General features: G+C 68.4%; 22 protein-coding genes and 1 pseudogene. 11 read left to right on the top strand and 12 right to left on the bottom strand.

Annotation, left to right across the window (positions count from 1 at the left end):
• Window positions 1-442 precede the first annotated feature (442 nt).
• Window positions 443-1,765: an LLM class flavin-dependent oxidoreductase gene (locus tag M4V62_RS08085; protein ID WP_249586549.1), complete on the top strand. Its 1,323-nt coding sequence runs from the start codon at window positions 443-445 to the stop codon at window positions 1,763-1,765.
• 14 nt (window positions 1,766-1,779) lie between these two features.
• On the opposite strand, the gene M4V62_RS08080 is transcribed toward M4V62_RS08085, so the two are convergent.
• Window positions 1,780-2,841: an ATP-dependent DNA ligase gene (locus tag M4V62_RS08080; protein WP_249586548.1), complete on the bottom strand. Its 1,062-nt coding sequence runs from the start codon at window positions 2,839-2,841 to the stop codon at window positions 1,780-1,782.
• A gap of 220 nt (window positions 2,842-3,061) precedes the next feature.
• Here M4V62_RS08080 and M4V62_RS08075 point away from each other — a divergent pair, with 220 nt between their 5' ends.
• Window positions 3,062-3,673 carry a hypothetical protein gene (locus tag M4V62_RS08075; RefSeq protein WP_249586547.1) on the top strand — a complete coding sequence of 204 codons (612 nt, stop codon included), beginning with the start codon at window positions 3,062-3,064 and terminating at the stop codon, window positions 3,671-3,673.
• A 505-nt stretch (window positions 3,674-4,178) separates the two neighbouring features.
• Here the strand turns inward: M4V62_RS08075 and M4V62_RS08070 are convergent.
• The 4 genes from M4V62_RS08070 to M4V62_RS08060 all read right to left on the bottom strand — a co-directional run bounded on the left by M4V62_RS08070 (window position 4,179) and on the right by M4V62_RS08060 (window position 7,001).
• A complete protein-coding gene (locus M4V62_RS08070) occupies window positions 4,179-4,436 on the bottom strand; it encodes a hypothetical protein (protein WP_249586546.1) in 258 nt (85 codons plus the stop codon).
• 50 nt (window positions 4,437-4,486) lie between these two features.
• A complete protein-coding gene (locus M4V62_RS43850; protein WP_430626877.1) occupies window positions 4,487-4,741 on the bottom strand; it encodes a helix-turn-helix transcriptional regulator in 255 nt (84 codons plus the stop codon).
• A 443-nt stretch (window positions 4,742-5,184) separates the two neighbouring features.
• Window positions 5,185-5,718 (bottom strand): N-acetyltransferase, encoded by a 534-nt coding sequence (locus M4V62_RS08065; RefSeq protein WP_249586545.1) that lies wholly within the window; start codon window positions 5,716-5,718, stop codon window positions 5,185-5,187.
• An 11-nt stretch (window positions 5,719-5,729) separates the two neighbouring features.
• Window positions 5,730-7,001: an NsdA family TPR-like regulatory protein gene (locus M4V62_RS08060; protein WP_249586544.1), complete on the bottom strand. Its 1,272-nt coding sequence runs from the start codon at window positions 6,999-7,001 to the stop codon at window positions 5,730-5,732.
• Window positions 7,002-7,144: 143 nt separating this feature from the next.
• Here M4V62_RS08060 and M4V62_RS08055 point away from each other — a divergent pair, with 143 nt between their 5' ends.
• The 3 genes from M4V62_RS08055 (at window position 7,145) to M4V62_RS08045 (ending at window position 9,301) form a co-directional block, all read left to right on the top strand.
• Complete coding sequence (locus M4V62_RS08055; protein ID WP_249586543.1) at window positions 7,145-7,477, top strand: hypothetical protein; 333 nt, start codon at window positions 7,145-7,147, stop codon at window positions 7,475-7,477.
• On the top strand, window positions 7,474-7,638 hold the full coding sequence (locus tag M4V62_RS08050; protein WP_249586542.1) for a cupin domain-containing protein: 165 nt from the start codon (window positions 7,474-7,476) through the stop codon (window positions 7,636-7,638). The genes M4V62_RS08055 and M4V62_RS08050 overlap by 4 nt, the downstream gene beginning before the upstream one ends.
• Window positions 7,639-8,263: 625 nt before the next feature.
• A complete protein-coding gene (locus M4V62_RS08045; protein WP_249586541.1) occupies window positions 8,264-9,301 on the top strand; it encodes a hypothetical protein in 1,038 nt (345 codons plus the stop codon).
• On the opposite strand, the gene M4V62_RS08040 is transcribed toward M4V62_RS08045, so the two are convergent.
• Entirely contained in the window at window positions 9,273-9,926 is a 654-nt protein-coding gene (locus tag M4V62_RS08040) for a hypothetical protein (protein WP_249586540.1), read from the bottom strand. The two genes, M4V62_RS08045 and M4V62_RS08040, sit on opposite strands and share 29 nt — an antisense overlap.
• 165 nt (window positions 9,927-10,091) lie before the next feature.
• Window positions 10,092-10,376, bottom strand: a complete 285-nt coding sequence (locus M4V62_RS08035) for a helix-turn-helix transcriptional regulator (protein WP_249586539.1) — start codon at window positions 10,374-10,376, stop codon at window positions 10,092-10,094.
• A 331-nt stretch (window positions 10,377-10,707) separates the two neighbouring features.
• Between M4V62_RS08035 and M4V62_RS08030 the strand changes: the two are divergent.
• Window positions 10,708-11,007: pseudogene (locus tag M4V62_RS08030) on the top strand (helix-turn-helix domain-containing protein); the annotation flags it as partial.
• Window positions 11,008-11,138: 131 nt separating this feature from the next.
• Complete coding sequence (locus tag M4V62_RS08025; RefSeq protein ID WP_249586537.1) at window positions 11,139-11,498, top strand: hypothetical protein; 360 nt, start codon at window positions 11,139-11,141, stop codon at window positions 11,496-11,498.
• An 18-nt stretch (window positions 11,499-11,516) separates the two neighbouring features.
• Here the strand turns inward: M4V62_RS08025 and M4V62_RS08020 are convergent, their stop codons facing one another.
• From M4V62_RS08020 to M4V62_RS08010, 3 genes are all read right to left on the bottom strand, one after another.
• The gene (locus M4V62_RS08020) at window positions 11,517-12,596 is read right to left on the bottom strand and encodes a tyrosine-type recombinase/integrase (protein ID WP_249586536.1); all 1,080 of its coding nucleotides are present in this window, start codon (window positions 12,594-12,596) and stop codon (window positions 11,517-11,519) included.
• 248 nt (window positions 12,597-12,844) lie between these two features.
• A complete protein-coding gene (locus M4V62_RS08015) occupies window positions 12,845-13,369 on the bottom strand; it encodes a hypothetical protein (RefSeq protein ID WP_249586535.1) in 525 nt (174 codons plus the stop codon).
• A gap of 68 nt (window positions 13,370-13,437) precedes the next feature.
• Window positions 13,438-13,692, bottom strand: coding sequence for a hypothetical protein (locus tag M4V62_RS08010; protein WP_249586534.1), 255 nt, complete (start codon window positions 13,690-13,692; stop codon window positions 13,438-13,440).
• 709 nt (window positions 13,693-14,401) lie between these two features.
• On the opposite strand from M4V62_RS08010, the gene M4V62_RS08005 reads away from it, so the two are divergent.
• Window positions 14,402-14,578, top strand: coding sequence for a hypothetical protein (locus M4V62_RS08005; RefSeq protein WP_249586533.1), 177 nt, complete (start codon window positions 14,402-14,404; stop codon window positions 14,576-14,578).
• Between the two features lie 48 nt (window positions 14,579-14,626).
• Here the strand turns inward: M4V62_RS08005 and M4V62_RS08000 are convergent, their stop codons facing one another.
• On the bottom strand, window positions 14,627-14,824 hold the full coding sequence (locus tag M4V62_RS08000; RefSeq protein ID WP_249586532.1) for a hypothetical protein: 198 nt from the start codon (window positions 14,822-14,824) through the stop codon (window positions 14,627-14,629).
• Entirely contained in the window at window positions 14,817-15,029 is a 213-nt protein-coding gene (locus tag M4V62_RS07995) for a hypothetical protein (protein ID WP_249586531.1), read from the bottom strand. Before M4V62_RS07995 ends, M4V62_RS08000 begins: the two co-directional genes overlap by 8 nt.
• A 382-nt stretch (window positions 15,030-15,411) precedes the next feature.
• Between M4V62_RS07995 and M4V62_RS07990 the strand changes: the two genes are divergently transcribed.
• The 3 genes from M4V62_RS07990 (at window position 15,412) to M4V62_RS07980 (ending at window position 18,179) form a co-directional block, all read left to right on the top strand.
• A complete protein-coding gene (locus M4V62_RS07990) occupies window positions 15,412-15,759 on the top strand; it encodes a site-specific integrase (protein ID WP_249586530.1) in 348 nt (115 codons plus the stop codon).
• Between the two features lie 411 nt (window positions 15,760-16,170).
• The gene (gene ligD / locus M4V62_RS07985) at window positions 16,171-17,184 is read left to right on the top strand and encodes a non-homologous end-joining DNA ligase (protein WP_249586529.1); all 1,014 of its coding nucleotides are present in this window, start codon (window positions 16,171-16,173) and stop codon (window positions 17,182-17,184) included.
• 59 nt (window positions 17,185-17,243) lie between these two features.
• Window positions 17,244-18,179, top strand: coding sequence for a DUF6183 family protein (locus M4V62_RS07980; protein WP_249586528.1), 936 nt, complete (start codon window positions 17,244-17,246; stop codon window positions 18,177-18,179).
• Window positions 18,180-18,227: the final 48 nt, after the last annotated feature.

Here is an 18,227-nt window from a genome sequence, read left to right as displayed (position 1 = left end):
CCTCTGCCGGTGCTGGTGCTGCTGCCGCTGGTGCTGTCTCTGTCGGTGACGCTGCCGCTGGTGTTGCCTCTGCTGGTGACGCTGCCGCTGGTGTTGCCTCTGCTGGTGCTGCCGCCGCTGGTGACGCTGCCGCCGGTGTTGCCTCTGCCGGTGCTGGTGCTGCCTCTGTCGGTGTTGCCTCTGCCGGTGACGCTGCCGCCGGTGTTGCCTCTGTCGGTGACGCCGCCGCTGGCGTTGCCTCTGCTGGTGCTGCTGCCGCCGGTGTTGCCTCTGCCGGTGACGCCGCCGCTGGTGCTGCCTCTGTCGGTGACGCCCCCGCCGGTTACGCCCCCGCCGGTGCTGCCGCCGCCGGTGCTGCCCCCGCCGGTGACGCCCCCGCCGGTGACGCCCCCGCCGGTGACGCCCCGGCCATCGGCGTGCGAGCCGCGGAGGTGAGCCGCGCGTGAGCCGCCGCGAGCTGCACCTCAATCTCTTCGTCTACCCCGGCGGGCACCACGAGGCCGCCTGGCGCCACCACGGCTCCGATCCCGCGCGGATCCTGGACGTCGAGTTCTACCAGGACCTCGCACGGCGCGCGGAGGCCGCCACCTTCGACGGGATCTTCTTCGCCGACGGCCCGGCCCTCGCCGACAACGTCCGCTACGCCAGCCGCTTCCGCCTGGAGCCCTTCACCTGGCTCTCGGCCATCGCCGCCGTCACGCGGCGCATCGGCCTCATCGCGACCGCGTCCACCACCTACAGCGAGCCCTACAACCTGGCCCGCCTCTTCGCCTCGCTCGACCACCTCAGCCGCGGCCGTGCGGGCTGGAACATCGTCACCACCGGAGCACCGCAGGCCGCCCTGAACTTCGGCCTCGACGCGCACCCCGTGCACGCCGAACGGTACGACCGGGCACGGGAGTTCCTCGACGTCGTCACCAAGCTCTGGGACAGCTGGGAGGACGATGCGCTCGTCGCCGACCAGGAGACCGGGCTCTTCGCCGACACCGACCGCATCCACGCCATCGACCACGAAGGGCCGCACCTGAAGGTGCGCGGCCCGCTCAACACCCCGCGCACACCGCAGGGCCGCCCCGTCTACGTACAGGCGGGCTCGTCGGAGGACGGCCGTGCCTTCGCCGCGCGGTACGCGGAGGCGGTGTTCACCGCGCACCAGACGCTCGGCAACGGCCAGGACTTCTACGCCGACCTCAAGAAGCGGGCCGCGGGGCTCGGGCGTGACCCCGAGAAGGTGCTCGTCCTGCCCGGCATCAGCCCCTTCATCGGCTCCACGGAGGCCGAGGTGCGCGCCCTGCACGACGAGTACAACGAACTCACCCAGCCCGAGTACTCCTTGCAGCTCCTGCACCGCATGCTCGGCCTGCGTCTCACCGCCGAGCAGCTGGACGGTCCCGTGCCCCGCGAGCTCATCGAGACCGGTGGCGAGCGCGGCAACGGCAGCCGTTTCCAGGTGATCCTCGACATCATCGACCGCGAACAGCCCACCGTGCGCGGCCTGTTGCACCGTCTGGCCGGGGCGCGCGGGCACCGGGTCATCGCGGGCACGCCCGAACAGGTCGCCGACCAGATCCAGGAGTGGTTCGAGCAGGGGGCCGCCGACGGATTCAACGTCATGCCGCCGGGACTGCCCGGGGGCTTCGACCTCTTCGCCGACCAGGTCGTGCCGATCCTGCGCGCCCGCGGCCTGTTCCGCACCGCGTACACGGGCACGACCCTGCGCGACCACTACGGTCTCGCACGCCCGGACAGCCAGTACGCCGCGTGACCCGCTGACGCCCGCTAGCGCAGCACATCCGCCAGGTCGTACCGGACCGGCTCCTCCAGCTGGGCGAACGTACAGCTGTCAGGAGTGCGGTCCGGTCGCCAGGTGCGGAACCGCGCCGTGTGCCGGAAGCGCTGCCCGTTCTCCATGTGGTCGTACGCCACCTCGCACACGCGATCGGGGCGCAGCGGCACCCAGGACAGGTCCTTCTTGCCCGACCAGCGGCTCGGCGCACCCGGCATCCGGGATGTCTCGTGCGCCGACTCGTCCGCCCAGGCCGCCCAGGGGTGGCCATCGGCCGACTCCATGCGCAGTGGCTCGAGCTCTTCCACCAGCTCAGCGCGCCGCTGCATGGAGAAGGCGGCGCAGACGCCGACGTGCTGCAGGGTGCCCCCGACGTCGTACAGGCCGAGGAGGAGCGAGCCGACGATGGGGCCGCTCTTGTGGAAGCGGTAGCCCGCGACCACGCAGTCCGCCGTGCGCTCGTGCTTGATCTTGAACATGAGGCGTTCGTTCTGGCGGTAGCGCAGATCGAGCGGTTTGGCGATGACGCCGTCCAGGCCCGCGCCCTCGAACTGCTCGAACCACGTCCGGGCCACCTCCGGGTCCATGGTGGCGGGCGCGAGATGCACGGGGGCGCTCACGCCCTCCAGGGCCTCGGTCAGCCGTGCGCGCCGGTCGGTGAGGGGCGTGTCGACGAGGGCCTCGTCGTCCAGGGCGAGCAGGTCGAAGGCCACGAACGACGCCGGGGTCCGCTCGGCGAGCGTCCGCACCCGGGACGCGGCGGGGTGGATGCGCTCCGTGAGCGCGTCGAAGTCGAGCCGCCCGTCCCTGGCGATCACGATCTCGCCGTCCAGGACGCAGCGGGCGGGAAGACGCTCCAGCAGCGCCTCCGCCAGCTCGGGGAAGTACCGGGTCAGCGGCTTGCCCGTACGGCTGCCGATCTCCAGATCGGCGCCGTCCCGGAAGACGATCGCACGGAAGCCGTCCCACTTGGCCTCGTACTGCATGCCCGGCGGGATCTTCGCCACGGGCTTGGCGAGCATGGGCTTGACGGGGGGCATGACCGGCAGATCCATGGCTCAAATCTATGGGGCGTCCAGGTAGTCCGCCTGTTCAGCCAGCGTCCATAAAGACCAGGTCAGCCGCACTGCGGCCACCGTCTCACACCAGATCTGTGAAAAATGTGTGAGACGGGCGGGCCGCACAGCGCAGGTTGCGAGGCGACGCCGAGTGGCTGCGTAGGAGACCGAAGAGGACCATGGAATGTGTACTCGGGGAGCAAGTCCGAGGTGCGCCATGGATAGCAGTCTTGCAATCACGGCTCTGGCGATCTCTGTAGTCGCACTGCTCGCGCCCCTCGTCCACGGCGGGCTCGAAGGCAGGCGCCAGCACATCCGCGAGATCGAGCAGTTCTACCTCACCCGGTACTGGGAGCTGCAAGATCAGGCTCCGGTGGAGGCGCTGCGTGGAACGGACCCGGCGAACCCAGCGAGTCATCCGCAGATCGACACACATCCCGTACAGATCGTCGACGACCAGCAAGGCGGCGAAATCAACGTCAGTCGGCTGGCACTGCTATACCAGCGCATGTGCGACGACGAGGTGCGCACCCGCCACCGGGGCATGATCTCTGATGCGACGTGGCAGGAATGGCTAGCAGCCATGCAGACTCAGACAGCCCGTTGGCCTGTCGCTGACGAGTGGGAAGCCATCAACGCCCGCAGCTCAGAAGAAGGCTTTGCCTACCTGCGCCGAGCTCTGCAAAGGAACGGGTCCGCCTACGAGCAGACGGACCTGTGCAAGCTGAGCGGCTGGGTGCGTTACTGGCGAGGTCTCAGGCTCAACCCGTCGCGCGCCCCATTCGATGCACCCCCGGCGTACAAAGCCGGGCAGTGGCCGGACGACTAGCTGCCGTACTGCCAGCTGCTCCCGGTCCCGCGGTACTCCGAGACCGGGATCGGCTCGATGCCCGCCCGCATCCGGGCTCGGTACAGCTGGCCGTGGTATCGGTACTGCTCGCGAGGTGCTCGGCACTGCTCGACCGCAGGTCACAGCCGCTCAAGCTGCTGCTCAAGCAGGTGCTCGCGGAACTTTGAGCGGCGACTTGAGCAGTTGGCCAGACGTGGCTGACCTGCGGTCGAGCACCCTTGAGCAGTTGCTGAGCACCTTACTGAGCACCCGACTGGCCCTGCTTGCGCCCCCTTCTCCTGATGGTTCGTCAGGGTGGGGGTTTGGAACGACTGACACCTTGCTGACACCCATCTGACCTGCGGTGCCACCCACTGACTAGGCGCTGACAGCTGATCAAGGTGTCAGCGAGGGTGTCAGAACCGCTGACACCCCTTCCCGCCTTAGGTCAATGCGCGTGCGCGCGCGAGCTGACACCTTGATCCACTGCCAGCGCATTAAGTGGCTACAGGCGTTGCTCGGCGCCGTGGCGCAGAGCGTCCGGCTCTAGTGAGAAGAACAGGACAAAGGCCTCTTGGGCGTTTGCCTGTCGCACGGTTCGGTCGTATAGGAAATCGAACATCTCCTGACGGGTCTTGCCCGGCAGCGGGGCAACGGTCCCCGTGGCGGTCACCGTCTCCACGTCACGGACACCCCAGGTGATGGTGATGATCCAGTGCCAGCGCGGGCGGTCGCTGCTGGAGGGCTTAGAGGTACGAGGCACTCCGTGAGTCTTTCCGGAGCGCTGCGCTCCAAGACCACCCCATGGAGGGGTTACGGCGAGGGTGGGCGTCGGGCGGAACCGCGGGGCAGCGGCGGCCGCCGTGGCTCCGGCGGCCGCATTTCCGGGTTCGGCTCCGGACTCCTCGCTGCTTGATACAACGCCTCGATGTAGGCGTCGAGGTCCGCGACGCGATAGGTCGCCCTGCGGCCGACGGTGAACGACATCGTCCCTTTCCCTGTCTGCCGGCATTTGTAGAGCGTGGTCTTGGTGAGGCCGACGCGATCAGCCGCTTCATCGATCCACACGCATCCAGGTGGGGGCGGCGGAATCTTCTGTGGGTGCCTAGGCACGAGGCTGCTTTCTCACCTTCTACTCAGTTCTTGCGGAACGGCTCGACGGCGCTACGCAGGATGTTCTCCGCGGTGAGCGTGCTTTTCCGCCCTTGTTTTCACTCGTGTCCCCTCTGCCACCGTCCGTGCCAGCGACTCGGACGGTGGCAGTACGCTCCAGCTATGAATAGTGCAAACCAGGGTGATTCACCCGAAGTTCAGGCAAGGCCAGCTATACCCTGCCGCGCGTGCGGTACTCCGAGGAATCAGATCAAGGTCGTGGCGCCGCCAACTGCGGGCCCCGGCCGTAGCGTGGCCTGGGACGTTGAACCGTGCTGCAAGAGGGGATGCAGGCTGGAAGGTAAGTAAGCGCCCGCAGTGAAAGCCCCCGTCCGGAGATCGGGCGGGGACCTCGGCGTTCAGGGCTTGAGCTGTAGATTCATCGCGTCGTAAAGCGGCGAGTCGGCGAACGGCAGCACCTCGCCAAACCACTCGTACCCCCACGCCTCGTACAGGTCGCGCACCTTGGGGTGCTCCCGCTCGACGAGGAGCGTCACCCGCTGCTCGGGTCGGCCGCGGAGCAGCTCGTCATGAATCGCTTTCGCCGCCGCGGTACCGCGGACCTTGCCGACGACCATCAACTCGGACAGGGCGAACGTGCGGCCCCCGTCCTCGACGATTGCGCCGTCCGGCACCGGAGTTCGTAGCCCGTTCCACCACCGTGTGCCAGCCTGCAGCGCGCACCCGTAGGCGTAACCGACCGGCTGCCCGTCGAGGTAGCCCACGACCGCGGCGAAGCCGGGCACTTCGGTGTTCCACTCGAGCCGCTCGTCGAAGCGTTCGACGCTGTGGAACTCTTCGCCGAGCCGGTCGGCGAAGATCTCCGCGTACACGTCGAGGAGTCGGGGACGGATCTCGCTGAGCCCTGCCGCGTCCCGTCGTTCCAGCCGCATGCCGTCCACGCTCACGCCCCCGTCCGTCGTGTCTGCTCGAGGAAGTCCGCCGCCGCGGGCACGTGGGCGTGGCGGCGCATCTGCTGGCGTAGCCCGTCGAGCTTGCCCTGCACCCGCTCGCTCTGCACACGCTCACCTATGGCCGTAGCACGCCCGGCCTCGGCTACGGCCTGCTCGACCTCCCCGCCGTCGAGAAGGGCCTGTGCGCTCTGCACGGTGTAGTAGACCCGGTTGCGTTCGAAGCGCGGCTCGAGCATGTCCAGCGCGGAAGCGGTGAGTTCCTGCGCCTGCCCGTACCGGCCGAGGGCCTGATGCGTGGCCCCGGCGAGCCCGGTGAGCTCCGCGGGGGTGAGGAACGAAAGCCAGGCCGCAGGCTCGCCGTTCGTGCGGTCGTAGGCACTCTCAGCCCGTGCGAGGGATCGCTCGGCGCGGGCGCGCTCACCGACGCGGGCGTGACCTACGGCCTGGCGGCAGTGCAGCAGCGACATCAGCCACGGATCCGCCTTTGCCTGACGCGTCTCGACCGCGGCCCGGCCGATCCGCAGCGCCTCCTGATCGCGGTCCAACAGGCGGGCCTGCATGGCGAGGTTGGACCAGACACGGGCCTGTAACATGCCGTCCCCGGCGAGCATGCCCGCCTGCAACGCCTCGCTGTACAGGCTCGTCGCGTCCTCCTGCAGCCCGGCGTCGTAGGCGAACCAGCCGGCCGACGCCGCCAGGTCCCCGGTCGCGGCGTACAGGGCGCGCTCGACGCGAGAGCCGTAGGTGCAGTGGTTGAGCGCGTAGTGGACGAACCGCAGCGCCTGCTCGGCGACCGTATGCAGGGCGCCCCCGCCGAGCGCGTGGTCGTGGTTGTACAGGGCCGGGACGATCGCCCGGATCCGCTCGACGTCCGCGGTCCCGAGGCGGCCCGCGGAGGGGATGGCGTCGAGGCCGAGGGCGGCAGCCAGGCCGGCCGCGATGAACTCCCGGCGTCTCACGGGGCGTTCCTCCTTCACGGGCGCCGACCGCCGTGGCGGGGCCGGTACGCGTGAGGAGTTGCGCGGGATGAAGCCCATGGCCTCCGGGCTGCGGCCGAAGATCTGTTGCAGGGGCAGAAGGTAGCGGGACCATGGCCACTGCACGTTGCCCGCGATCCAGCGGCGTACATGACGGTCGGTGCACTGCGTAGGCTTGCCGAACACGTCCTGCGCGGTCTGGTTCACCTCGTCGGCCAGCTGCTGATGGGTGTAGCCGAACTCCACAAGCAGGGCCTCAAGCTTGGTGTTCCGCTGCTTGGGCATGACCGTCCCCCACCGTGCGCCCGCGTCTCTCGACGGTAGACCTACCGTCGTCCGCCGCTGGTTAAAACTGTCCGGTCGGCTGCGAGTAACTGCCCCGGATCCGTCCTGATGCGGAACAGGACACTTCGGACAACCTTGACGTCATGAGCAGAGACGTGGGCCCACCGGGCAATGGCACCGTTGAACGGGCAGTTCTGTCGGTACCGCCCGTCGAGAGGCTGTCCGTGGCGCAGACGTGCGGCCGTGCGTGCGTGTGGTGTGCGGTCGTCCTCACCACCGAGACGGCCGTCGAGCTCGGCGTCCGGTCTGAAGGTGGCTTCACCTGGTTCCCCCGCGGCTGTCGGCTCTGTGCGTCCCGGCCTGCGTACCTGGCGCTCCTCGCCCACATACAGAGCTGTGAGCAGTGCGCCGACGACCCGGCCCGCTGCGCGGTAGGCCACGCGTTGCGGCAGACGCTGAAGGAGGCGCGGCGATGAGCGAAGGCGCCCGGTTCTGTGGACGCTGCGATCAGCCAATCGCCCAGGGGCAGCCCGCTGTGACCTTCCTGAAGGTGTCCATCTCGGCCGGCGGCGCCACCATCACCTGGCACGAGACGTGCGCGAAACGGGCGGGGTACGTGCGCCGCACGCAGTCCTGAGGCCCCCGCGCCGTGGCTACGTCGAACAGCCCGCGGCACGGGAAGGGGCGGCCCGCCCGTTTGTGAGCCTCGTGGCAGGCGGGCCGCTCATCACGCTCCGTCCGCCTCATGCACTGCGGGGGGCTGCAGGGCGTCCGGGCGATGGGACCCTGACAGCGACCGAAAGGAGGCGCCATGGGGTGAGTCGACCGCAAGCACCTTCCTGCCCTCGAAGGCGACTGGCGGTACGCGCTCACCAACCTGACCCGGCGGCTCCTTGAGGCCAAGTTGCCAGCCTGCGGGAAACTACGTCGGCGGGACGGGGGGCGGGACGCTGCAGGACAACGAGGACGACGGTAAGGCAAGCGGGTGGTGGAGCCGAGCGGCTCCCTCCGGAAACGGACGAGCGCAGGCGCTACGCCGAGGTCAATGAGACGCAGCCCGTTTTCATTGCGAACGCCCCCTTGCCGCCGTCACCTGCCGCTTGCACTCTTTGAAACGGGGACATTGCGATCCGTGACCGGGGGAGGGGCGGATGACGGAACAGCCCGGCGACCACTTACGCCGAACACAGCCCGCATGGCAACTACTTCAAGACGCGATCCTCGTACACACCAGGGCCAGCAGCAGAGACGGCACGAACCACGTGCGCGCCACCAGTGAACACGACGGGATCATCCTCTGCGGCACCGACGCCATACCGACCGTCGGCACCGGACACCGTCATGGAAACAGCCATCGGCTCCAACTCGTCGACCCCGACAGCTACGACGACTACGCCACTGCAGACGAGCCCTTCCAACTGCCCTACCGCAGCCGCAGCGACCAGCCGTCACTCTTCGACGAGACCGAAGCAGACGAACTCCGCAACGACCAGCAAGGGCAGCTCCACAACGGCACCACGGCCGGCCTCACGCCTACCCGATACATCAAGGGCGGCGACCGCCAGGCTGTCGCCGCTGCCGTCCAGGCCGTCCGTGACCTCGACCCGCAGCAGACCATCCTCACCCTGCCACTCGACCAACAGTGGCTGCGCGAACCTGACGACCGCGACTACCTCGTCACCCAGCTCGCCGACCTTCCCCACATCAAGGCCCTCGCCCTCGGCGCCGCCAGGAACCCGCTCGCCGCCAAAGGCGCAGTCGCCGGTCTGCGCCAACTGGTCGGCAGTCTTCAGCGGGTCGCCGTCATCCGCACCGACCTCGCCGGGCTCGACGCCTACGCCTATGGCGCCCTGTTCACCGCGCTCGGCATGCAGACCGCGATGCGGCACGTCCGAAAGCCAGGCAGCGGAGGACCAACGGGCCCAAGGAGATACAGGTATACGACGATGGTGCTGCACCCGCAGCTCATGGACTACTTTCGGGCCGACACGCTGCGAGAGCTCTACGGCAAGCTGCCGGAACCGCTCTGTCACTGCACGGTCTGCGCGGGCCGCAGTCTGATCCGCTTCGACCACAACCTTCGAGATCAAGAGGAGGCCAACCGGCATAACATCGCAACCTGGCTGCCCTGGGCCGAAGACCTGCAACAGACCGCTGCGGGTTCCGACCGGCGCTCCGTGTGGCAGCAGCTCTGCCACGACGCCCGCAACGCCCACCAGGACCTCCGCGAAGAGATCTCGAATCCGGGGGCCCTGGAAACGCCGCGCTGGCTCAGGGTGTGGGCAGGAGATCCTGACTAGCGCCGAGTAGCTGCTCGTACACCTGCTCGTGGAATAGCCAGCCCGCAGCTGTATGCCCGAACCGCAACGACGACCGAGGCGCCACCAGCAGCTCCGGCGACTCCCCGTCGACAGTACGCACCACCCCGAGACCATAGACACCAGCCTCAATCACCATCAGCTCCGAACCGGCAGCCGGACCGTCTAGCCACACCGTCGACGCCGCATACGCACCGAAACGCCCCGCCCGCATCAATGCAGTCCGGCCCGCCCGCCGTGTCCGAGTCGCCGCCACATCGACCTCTAGCGGCGACACCAGACGGCGTACCAGCTGCCCGTCGCCCTGCTCGATGGCACCATGCGGGCAACGGCGCAGCCGCAGCCGCTCCCGAGGCGTCAACGACAACTCCGGCACCGGAAGACCAGCCGGTAACTGCAACAACGCATCTAGCGCCGACATGTCCAGCAGCGGCGCCACACCCTCCGCGGCCCTGCGCTCCACCTCCCCGGCGTTCATTCGAACCGCCAGCACCGCCGAAACACCCCGCACCTCGACCTCGACCACTGTCGAACCCGGCAGCAGGGCACCACCGGCCGCCACCTCGCACACGCGACGGGCAGCATCCAGACACAACCCAGCAGACATCACACACGTCCCTCAAGAACGAAAGCCACACGGCACGCAATCACAGGAGCGCCCGGCTGCCAACGAGAATCGGCGAACAACCCACCCAAGCAACGGAAATGGTGCACGGCACGGGGGCTCCAGGACGGCGGACGTCCCGCACGGACCGGGCAGGGCGTCAGTGGGCTACAGCTCAGTCAGGCGGTACGGCTCCGGAAACGGCGGCATCGGCACCCGCAGCGCATCACCGAGCGCCAGCGGGTCAGCGTGCAGGAGCGCCTCGAGCCCGACGTCGACGGCTTCGGCGAGTGCGTCCGCCAGGTCGACGGGCACGGGCACACGGCCCTGTTCAGTGCGGTAGATCGTCCACTGGGGCCGGCCGACAGCTGCGGCGAGTTCGGGGACGGTGAGGCCCGCGGAACGGCGGGCGGTACGCAGGGCGGGACAGGAGAAGGTGCGCGGCACGATCATCCCAAGACGTGGGCAGTGAGCGGGGGGCGAGGGCTCCGTCTGGCTTCGCATCACGCTTCGGCTACGGCATCATGCCGCTTGGCCTACCGGCGCCGACTGGCCTCCGTCCCCGCGGAGCATCACGCTCGAGTCCGTCTCACGGCAGCTGGGACCTTGGCTGTACGGCTAACGCATCCTCACTGGCAGGGGATACGCCAACGATCACGCCTGCACCATAGATTCAAAGGTAGATCATGAGTTACACCTTAGAGCTTGAGGTGGTGGCTATGGAGATACGGCAGCGACGTACCCCTCCAGCCGATCTCGGGCCCATGCTGCGCGCTGCGCGCGCGAGCGGGCCAGCCTCGGGCAGCGGGAGGCCGCATGGCTAGTCGGCGTGAGCCAGGGATATCTGTGGCTGCTCGAAGCTGGGCAGCGGGCCCCGTCTGTGTGCGTCGCCGAGGATCTCGCCGCCGCCCTGACCTTCAGGTCAGAGGATTACGCGCGGCTGAGTGCGGCTGCTGTCGTCGACCCTGGGCGCAGCGATCCTGCCGCACGACTGCGTGACCTCCGGCCAGGCCTCGCCAGCACGCCTCAAGCGCAGGACACTGCAGACTATGGGGGGGCGAGACGCTGTGGGTTGCAGTCCTGACCGCCAGTACGGCAATCCTGGCTAGCTGGGTAGCGAGCCGAGGGCAGATGCGGGCAGCCCGTGAGTTAGCTGAACTCACGGCTGCTGCTCAACGCCGTGACCGACTACGCGATATCAGGCGTACTGCCTACTTGGAGCTCATCCAGCACGCGCAATCGTTGGGGCCAATGCAATTGAAGGTCTCTGATTTGCTTCGGCTAGTGCAGCCGGACCAGCGCATCGCTGCGCAGCGGGACCTATTGGAAATGGTCCGATTTGGGCAGGATCGGTACCTGCGCCTCCTGCGGGTAGTTGCAGTCGAAGGGCCGCCAAACGTTTTCGCGGGCGCGGAGTTGGTCGGGGAGTCCATCGCCGCAATTCGCAGAGACATTGAGAAGATCGTCGAGGGGCACCTTGAGGCGGCGGAACAGTTTGAGGTTCACTTCGACGAGGGAGCGACCAGGCTCCTGGACTTGATTGACGAAGTGCGTACTGCCCTCGATGGCATGTAGGCAGCGTGGCTCAGAGCTTCACCCGCGGTCGCCGTCCATGTCGCCGAGGCGCTCCGCAAGGCGGGCGGCGATGCCGTAGCCGGGGCTGCTGTCGAGGCGGCCCTTCTTCTGGTCGTACAACCGTGTCGTGCGCGGGTCCCTGTGGTCGGCGAAGTCCTGCACCTGGTGCAGCTTGACGTCCGGCGCGGCGAGCGCGTGTGTCACCGCGTCGTGCTTGAGGGCGTGCGGATGGAAGGTGGCTGCGTTCTTGATGCCCGCCTTGTCGGCGAGCCGACGGACCAGGGTCCACGCGTACTTGGGGTCGAGCGGCCGGCCGGTGCTGGTCTGGAAGAGCGGGCCCTCGGTGCGGCCGTCGAGGTACAGGTCGATGGCGTGCCCGGTAGCGGGCGGAACGGCCTTGCGCTTGCGCCTGCCGCCCTTGAGGCGGACGTTCAGCGTGCGGTGCCCCTCGTCGCATCCGAGGTCTTCCACGCGGGCGCTCAGCGCCGAGTCGAGGCGCAGAGCCATCGAGTACATCGCAAGCAGCAGGGCGTACGCCCGCGATGAGTCGGCCCGCGCAGCAGCGAGCAGCAGCGCCGACTCCTCCTCGGTGGATCCGCGGGTGGTCGAGTCCGCCTGCTCGAGGTCGGGGCGATGCACCAGCTCGAACGGATCGGAACCCTTTCGGCGGGCCCGCACCGCGTAGGCGTGGAAGGACGAGCAGGCCGACAACAGGGTCGCGCGGGCCCGGTCGGAGTGGGGCGGCCCGACCGGCTCCTTCTGTCCGCGCTTGCCGCCCTTGACCGACTTCATGGTCGGCGCCGCCTCGAGGTAGCGGGAGAAGGCCTCGGCGAGCGGAAAGTCCGCCTCGAGCGGGTGGGCACCCCGACTGCGCGCGTACTGCTCCCAGACGCGGAACTGACGGATGTAGGTGCTGCGAGTGTTGGGAGTCTTCTGCCGGGCGATCCAGGCGCCGGCGAGCGCGGGCAGCGGGTCGCCCTGCGGGTAGTGCGCGGCGAGCTCGCTGGCGAAGTCGAGGGCTTCACGGGGCCAGTCGTCGGCCGCGCTGCGGACCGCGGTGTCGAGAGCGGCGTCGGGGCGGATGGCTATCTCGCTCATGGTCAACTCCCGGTGGCGGAGGGAGTATTGAACCCCGCCATTCATAAATACCACATAACAGTGATTATGTGGTGGCGAGTTGACTGCCAAGGAGGTCGTCACGGAGGCGTCGTTGTCGGTGGTGCGGCGTAGCGTTGAGCCGTCAACTATTCGTGCCTCATGGCTGCCTGCGCGGATACACCGATGCCCCGCCCGATGGACAGCGCCAAGGGCGGGGCATCGCGTTGCCGGGTGTGCCCGAGCGGGCTTCAGCTGAACTGGATGTCGCCATCCGTGCTGTGCAGAGCGATCTGTCGCGTTCTGGCGGCGTTCTGCTCCTCGAAAGGCAGCGTTTCCCACCATGTGCGAGCGCCGGCCAGTACGTCCTGCGCGAACGTGTCGACCATGAGATTGAGCGCCCTGTCGGACTTGTTCATGTGGACGCTGATACCTCGCTCGCCGGGAGTGCAGAAGTGAAAGCCGTCGAGCGCTTCGCGCACCTCGTGGGCGGTGGTGTTGTCGCTGCCTTCATGCAGCAACGCGCAGCGTAGGGCGTAGCAGTCTTTGCCGGAGAGGAACTTGACCTCTTCCCCGTCCGATGGCGTCCCCACATAGAGGGTGTACGCCGGTGCGACGTACTCCTCGAACCATGCGGCGTATCGGGACCTTGAAGTCTTGCGGTCCGGGTCGCTTGCCTTCACGCAGATATCCGGCAGCGTCAGCGCCAACACCAGCGCCGCATGCCAGTTCCGTTCCCGCACAGCCTGATCCAGCCCATCGAAGAAACCTTCCATGCGCACCTCTCCTTGACGGCCTTGATCGCACGAAGGGTACGCAAGGCGTCTGGCCAGCGGAGGTGTATTTACAGCTCCCCGAGGACTTCCTTGCGGGCAGCCTCGGCCTTGCGGTTAAGAGCGTTCGTCATCCGCACCGCGGCGATTGTGGCCAGGATCCCGAGAAAGACGAGCAGCACCTGCGTGACGACGCTGACGATCGCGATGTCCTGCGTGGCGACAGCGATCACCAGCATGATGGCACTCCCCGACACCCACGCGAACCAGATCCTGAACTTCTCGACCCTCACGGCCTTCTGAACATCGCTGTAGCTGCTCGCCACGGCTGCCCCCTGGGGTGGTTTGTGAAGGGCATCATGCGCCGAACGTGGCCCCTGCGGGAACGGGACAGCCGTTGTTGTGACTGCGCACCCGACGACGCCCCGGCAGCCCTGTGCCCGGCCGCCGTGGAGTACGGCTGGGTACTTGCGCGATTCGAGCCGACCTCAGCAAGGGCGGCAAAAGTGTTCGGAGCGGGTCTCGGCTCGCTTTGCAGCGATTGCGGTAGAGCGCGAGCGCGCATCTGATGGCGCCTGCAAGATCGCTCAGCGACACCGTTGAGCACGCCGGCGACAATCTCACGGGCGAAAGAGCACTTCGACGAGGAGATGGGCGGAGCTGCGCGGGTGCGACGGTTCTTCTACAACAAAGGGCTGACCAGGTCGTACAGGTCCTGCCGGTTGGGAAGCGGTGCCGGGCGCCCGGCTAGGCATGCAGGGCACGCGGTTGCGCGGGCAGGGGTACGCGGCGGGAAACTGCCCAATCTCTCTAGACTTCGGGGCCAACGATTCGTAAAGACCAGATGCTACGGATGGCCTCAATGAGGATGTGTATCGGTGCTTCTGAAAACCTTCGGCCGGTCGTTCCGTACCGCGCCGGAGGTCGGTCTGAGCGAGACGTCGACATGAGGAAGGCCACCCGCTGCGCCTAGGTAACGACGCGGATGACCTTCCTGCCCGCCGACCCTCGGTAAGGAAGGGAGCTCGCACCAGTATGCTCAAGTCCTCAGAGGCGCCCCAAGGCATCACCGGGATCAGCGCGCTTATGTACTGCGCTGCGCTCTTCGCCGGCGTCGCCCTCGTCATCAGCGGCCACTCGACCCCCGTCGAAGCGTCAGGCTTCGTCTCCCCGTTCCTCGTCATCTTCGAGGGGGTGAAGGCCCGCCGCTAGCGGCACAACAGTGCCCCCGTTCATGCCGAGCGGGGGCACTGTCGTCGCTCACGCGGCTGGCGGCGGCTGGTCGCCTTCCATCTGCCGCCATCCTTCGCGGGCGCGCAGCCGATCGTGGTGCTGCTCGGCCGCGGTACGCGTCGGCAGCTCGATCACATCGGGCTCCGGCTGCCCAAGGGCGCGGGCGGCGAGGCGCTTCGCGGTCGTCGCCTTCCTGGTCCTCTTCCTGGTCCGCTTCTCAGGCATCGTCGTCTCCTTCACCTTGCATCCACTCGGCGAGCGTGGCGACGGTGAGCGGCACCCGCACCGTGCCGACGACGACGTCCGCGCTGTCGACTTTCCAGGGCGGCGGCTGGGTGCCCTTGCCCGCCCACACGGCCAGCGACCGCTGAGCCGTCAGCGCGTCGGCTATCAGCCGGTGCGCCTCAGCCTGCACAGCTTCCGGCTCCATGCCGGTCGCCGGGTCCTCGAGTGCCTGCCAGGCCCGGCTGAGCTCGGCGCCACTTTCGCCTCGATCGCTGCGAGGACGGCCTCCGGTTGCAGCAGCTGACCGAGGACGATGTCGTGAACTTCGTTCAGTGGCTGCTCACCGAGGGGCGGCAACGGCCCACCTACGTCCTCACTGGAAACCCGACCAGCCGGTCGTGCAACAGGCGGGGCTACGGCCCTCGAGCGCCGACACCGTCATCGCCCGACTGAAAGACATGATCGGCAGGGCGTTCGTCAGGAAGATGATCCGGGCGAACGTTGCCGAGTACGTCCACGTACCTCGCCAGGCGAGGAAGCAGGACAGACGGAGCAGCCCAAAGGTTAAGCCGTGAAACACCGCGGAGGTGCAGACGTTCGTCGCCGGCATCCGTGACGAGCGGCTGTGCGCACCGCTGATGGAGTCCCTCATGGGCCTGCGCCCGGCGGAAGTTGCCGGGCAGCGGTGGGCGGAAGACGTCGACCTCGAGGCCGGGACGCTCGCGATCCTCAACACCAGGACCATGGTCCGCAACCACTACACCGTGGAGAAGGACACCAAGACCACCAGCGGCGAACGCACCCTGCCGCTCCCTGCCCTGGTCTGGGACGCGCTCAGGAGGTTCAAGGCGACACAGGCCCGCGAGCGGCTTGCCGCAGGTGAGGCGTACACCAACTCCGGCTACGTGTTCGTGGACGAGCTCGGGTGCCGCTGACGACGCGCGATCTGCGGCAGCACGCCTACCGGTTGATGGAGCAGCTGGGGCTGCGGCGGGTGCGTCTAGGCGGGTGCGTCTATACGACGCGCGGCATGCGGTGCTGAAGTACCTGGCGGTCAACGGGGTGTCGGACGTGATCCTTGCGGTGGGCGGGTCACACGAACGCGGCTTTCACGAAGGCCAGGTATGTCGCCCCGGATGCGGAGAATCTCCGCTCGGCCGCAGATGCGCTTGACGGTCTCCATGGTGCGTGTGAAAAATTGTGAGAGATGATCTCTTAATCGACTGCCTGTAAGGCATCTGACCTGGGTGTTTCTCTAGGGTTTGCAGATCCATGCCTGATTCTGTGCCCATGCGTCACTTTGTGCCCGGTATGCGACTCTCGTCCGTTGGGCCTAGCGTGGCCGCATGGGTGGAAAAGCGGTCGAGCTCGACGCGGGTGGGCGGACGGTGCGGCTCTCCAGTCCGGACAAGGTCGTCTTTCCGGAGCCGGGCTTCACCAAGCTGGACGTCGCCCGCTACTTCCTCGCCGTCGGCGACGGGATCGTCCGCGCCCTGCGCGACCGCCCCACGACGCTCCAGCGCTTCCCGGACGGGGTCACCGGCGACTTTTTCTACCAGAAGCGCATCCCCAAGACCCACCCCGACTGGATCCCCACGGCCACCATCGCCTTCCCCAGCGGCCGCACGGCCGAGGAGATGTGCCCCACGGAGGTCGCGGCGGTCATCTGGGCCGCGCAGTTCAACACCCTCACCTTCCACCCCTGGCCGGTACGGCGCGAGGACACCGACCACCCCGACGAGCTCCGCATCGACCTGGACCCGCAGCCCGGCACGGACTACGGCGACGCGGTGCGCGCCGCGCACGAACTCCGCGCGGTCCTTGACGAGTTCGGCCTCCAGGGCTGGCCCAAGACGTCCGGCGGACGCGGCATCCACGTCTTCGTGCCGATCGAACCGCGCTGGGACTTCACCGGAGTACGACGGGCCGCGATCGCCTGCGGACGAGAGCTGGAGCGCCGCATGCCGGACGCCGTCACGACCGCGTGGTGGAAGGAGGAACGCGGCGAGCGGATCTTCGTCGACTACAACCAGACCGCCCGCGATCGCACCATCGCCTCCGCCTACTCGGTACGGCCCCGCCCGAACGCCCCGGTCTCCGCGCCCTTGCGCTGGGACGAGGTCGACGACGCGGTGCCCGAGGATTTCGACATCGGCACCATGCCGGAGCGGTTCGCCCAGGTCGGTGACGTACACGCGGACATGGAGCAGCACGCCTTCTCCCTGGAGGGGCTCCTCGATCTCGCCGCCCGCGACGAACGGGACCACGACCTCGGCGACCTGCCCTACCCGCCCGAGTACCCGAAGATGCCGGGCGAGCCGAAGCGGGTGCAGCCGAGCCGGGCCAAACACGAGGAGTGAAGGGCCGGGGGAGACGCCGCGGGACATCCGGTGACCGCACCGGCTCGTAGGCTCCCGGTGTGAGCGATGACCAGGCGGCCCTGCCCGACCCCGCGGAGCTGAAGAGTCTTGCCGCATCCCGTCCGGATCAACTGCGCGGAATCGCCGCTGCGTTGGCCAAGGGGCGGCGGCTCCCGGAGCTCGAGCCGCTCTTCGCCGAGCCGCCTCGGAGTGTCGATGACCCGGAGGCCGAGCTGCGGGCCTGCGTGCTGGGCGAACTGGCGCTGATGGGAGTCTCCTGGCGCGGGCGGCCGGGGCCGGAGGCGTACGCGGAGCGGCTGCGGGAGCTGGGGCACCCGCTGTCCTGGCGGCCGGCGGCGCGGCTCGACCTGGAGCACCGCCTCGGGGTGCGGGTCCGGGGCGCAGGGCCGGTGAAGTCGGCCGGGCAGTTGCGGGCGCGTTTCCCCGAGATCCCGGCCACGGAGGGCGGCGCGGCAGCCGGGCGCACGGCGCGGGAGGTGCGGGACGCGGAGCGTGCCCGGGAGGCCGCGGGAGCGTTCACCGCAGGGGGCTGGGCACGCGAACCCGAAGCGCGGTTCTTCACGCTGCCCGAGCCGCTGGGCGACGACGACTTTGGCATGGCCTTTCTCCAGGGGCTGCCGCTGGACTGCCTGGCCGGGGAGATGGGGCCGGGCGGGGCCCTGGCCTGTCTGACGGCGGCCGATGACGTGGCGAACGAGTTGTACTCGGCTTCGTTCAACGGAGGCGTCGACGGGCGCCCCCAATACGGGGCCTACGCACGGCTCCACGCCTGGCGAGGGCTGTACGCGCTGCTCGGCCTGCCCGCGGGTACGCCGTTCCTCGACGCCGTGCGGTACGCGGCCGACTGCCGGTGGCTGCGCTTCATGGCGTTCACGCGGTGGTTCCACCACGACACGGCCGACGTGGGCTTCGCGGTGCTCGATCCGTCCCGCACGCGGGTGGCGGTGCTCGCGGCCACCGATACCGCCGGCTGAACCGTCTCCCTCGCCACGGACAACGGCCCCCGCTCCCCAGAACGGGGT

This window comes from Streptomyces durmitorensis (genome assembly GCF_023498005.1).
Lineage (GTDB): Bacteria > Actinomycetota > Actinomycetes > Streptomycetales > Streptomycetaceae > Streptomyces > Streptomyces durmitorensis.
This window is presented reverse-complemented; position numbering and strand designations above follow the sequence as displayed.

Bases quoted from the DNA above. Each gene is read 5' to 3' on its own strand.
- M4V62_RS08080 (WP_249586548.1), bottom strand. From the start codon at position 2,841: ATGGATCTGCCGGTCATGCCCCCCGTCAAGCCCATGCTCGCCAAGCCC.
- M4V62_RS08075 (WP_249586547.1), top strand. From the start codon at position 3,062: ATGGATAGCAGTCTTGCAATCACGGCTCTGGCGATCTCTGTAGTCGCA.
- M4V62_RS08065 (WP_249586545.1), bottom strand. From the start codon at position 5,718: ATGCGGCTGGAACGACGGGACGCGGCAGGGCTCAGCGAGATCCGTCCC.
- M4V62_RS08060 (WP_249586544.1), bottom strand. From the start codon at position 7,001: ATGCCCAAGCAGCGGAACACCAAGCTTGAGGCCCTGCTTGTGGAGTTC.
- M4V62_RS08055 (WP_249586543.1), top strand. From the start codon at position 7,145: ATGAGCAGAGACGTGGGCCCACCGGGCAATGGCACCGTTGAACGGGCA.
- M4V62_RS08050 (WP_249586542.1), top strand. From the start codon at position 7,474: ATGAGCGAAGGCGCCCGGTTCTGTGGACGCTGCGATCAGCCAATCGCC.
- M4V62_RS08040 (WP_249586540.1), bottom strand. From the start codon at position 9,926: ATGTCTGCTGGGTTGTGTCTGGATGCTGCCCGTCGCGTGTGCGAGGTG.
- M4V62_RS08035 (WP_249586539.1), bottom strand. From the start codon at position 10,376: ATGATCGTGCCGCGCACCTTCTCCTGTCCCGCCCTGCGTACCGCCCGC.
- M4V62_RS08020 (WP_249586536.1), bottom strand. From the start codon at position 12,596: ATGAGCGAGATAGCCATCCGCCCCGACGCCGCTCTCGACACCGCGGTC.
- M4V62_RS08015 (WP_249586535.1), bottom strand. From the start codon at position 13,369: ATGGAAGGTTTCTTCGATGGGCTGGATCAGGCTGTGCGGGAACGGAAC.
- M4V62_RS08005 (WP_249586533.1), top strand. From the start codon at position 14,402: ATGCTCAAGTCCTCAGAGGCGCCCCAAGGCATCACCGGGATCAGCGCG.
- M4V62_RS08000 (WP_249586532.1), bottom strand. From the start codon at position 14,824: ATGCCTGAGAAGCGGACCAGGAAGAGGACCAGGAAGGCGACGACCGCG.
- M4V62_RS07995 (WP_249586531.1), bottom strand. From the start codon at position 15,029: ATGGAGCCGGAAGCTGTGCAGGCTGAGGCGCACCGGCTGATAGCCGAC.
- ligD (WP_249586529.1), top strand. From the start codon at position 16,171: ATGGGTGGAAAAGCGGTCGAGCTCGACGCGGGTGGGCGGACGGTGCGG.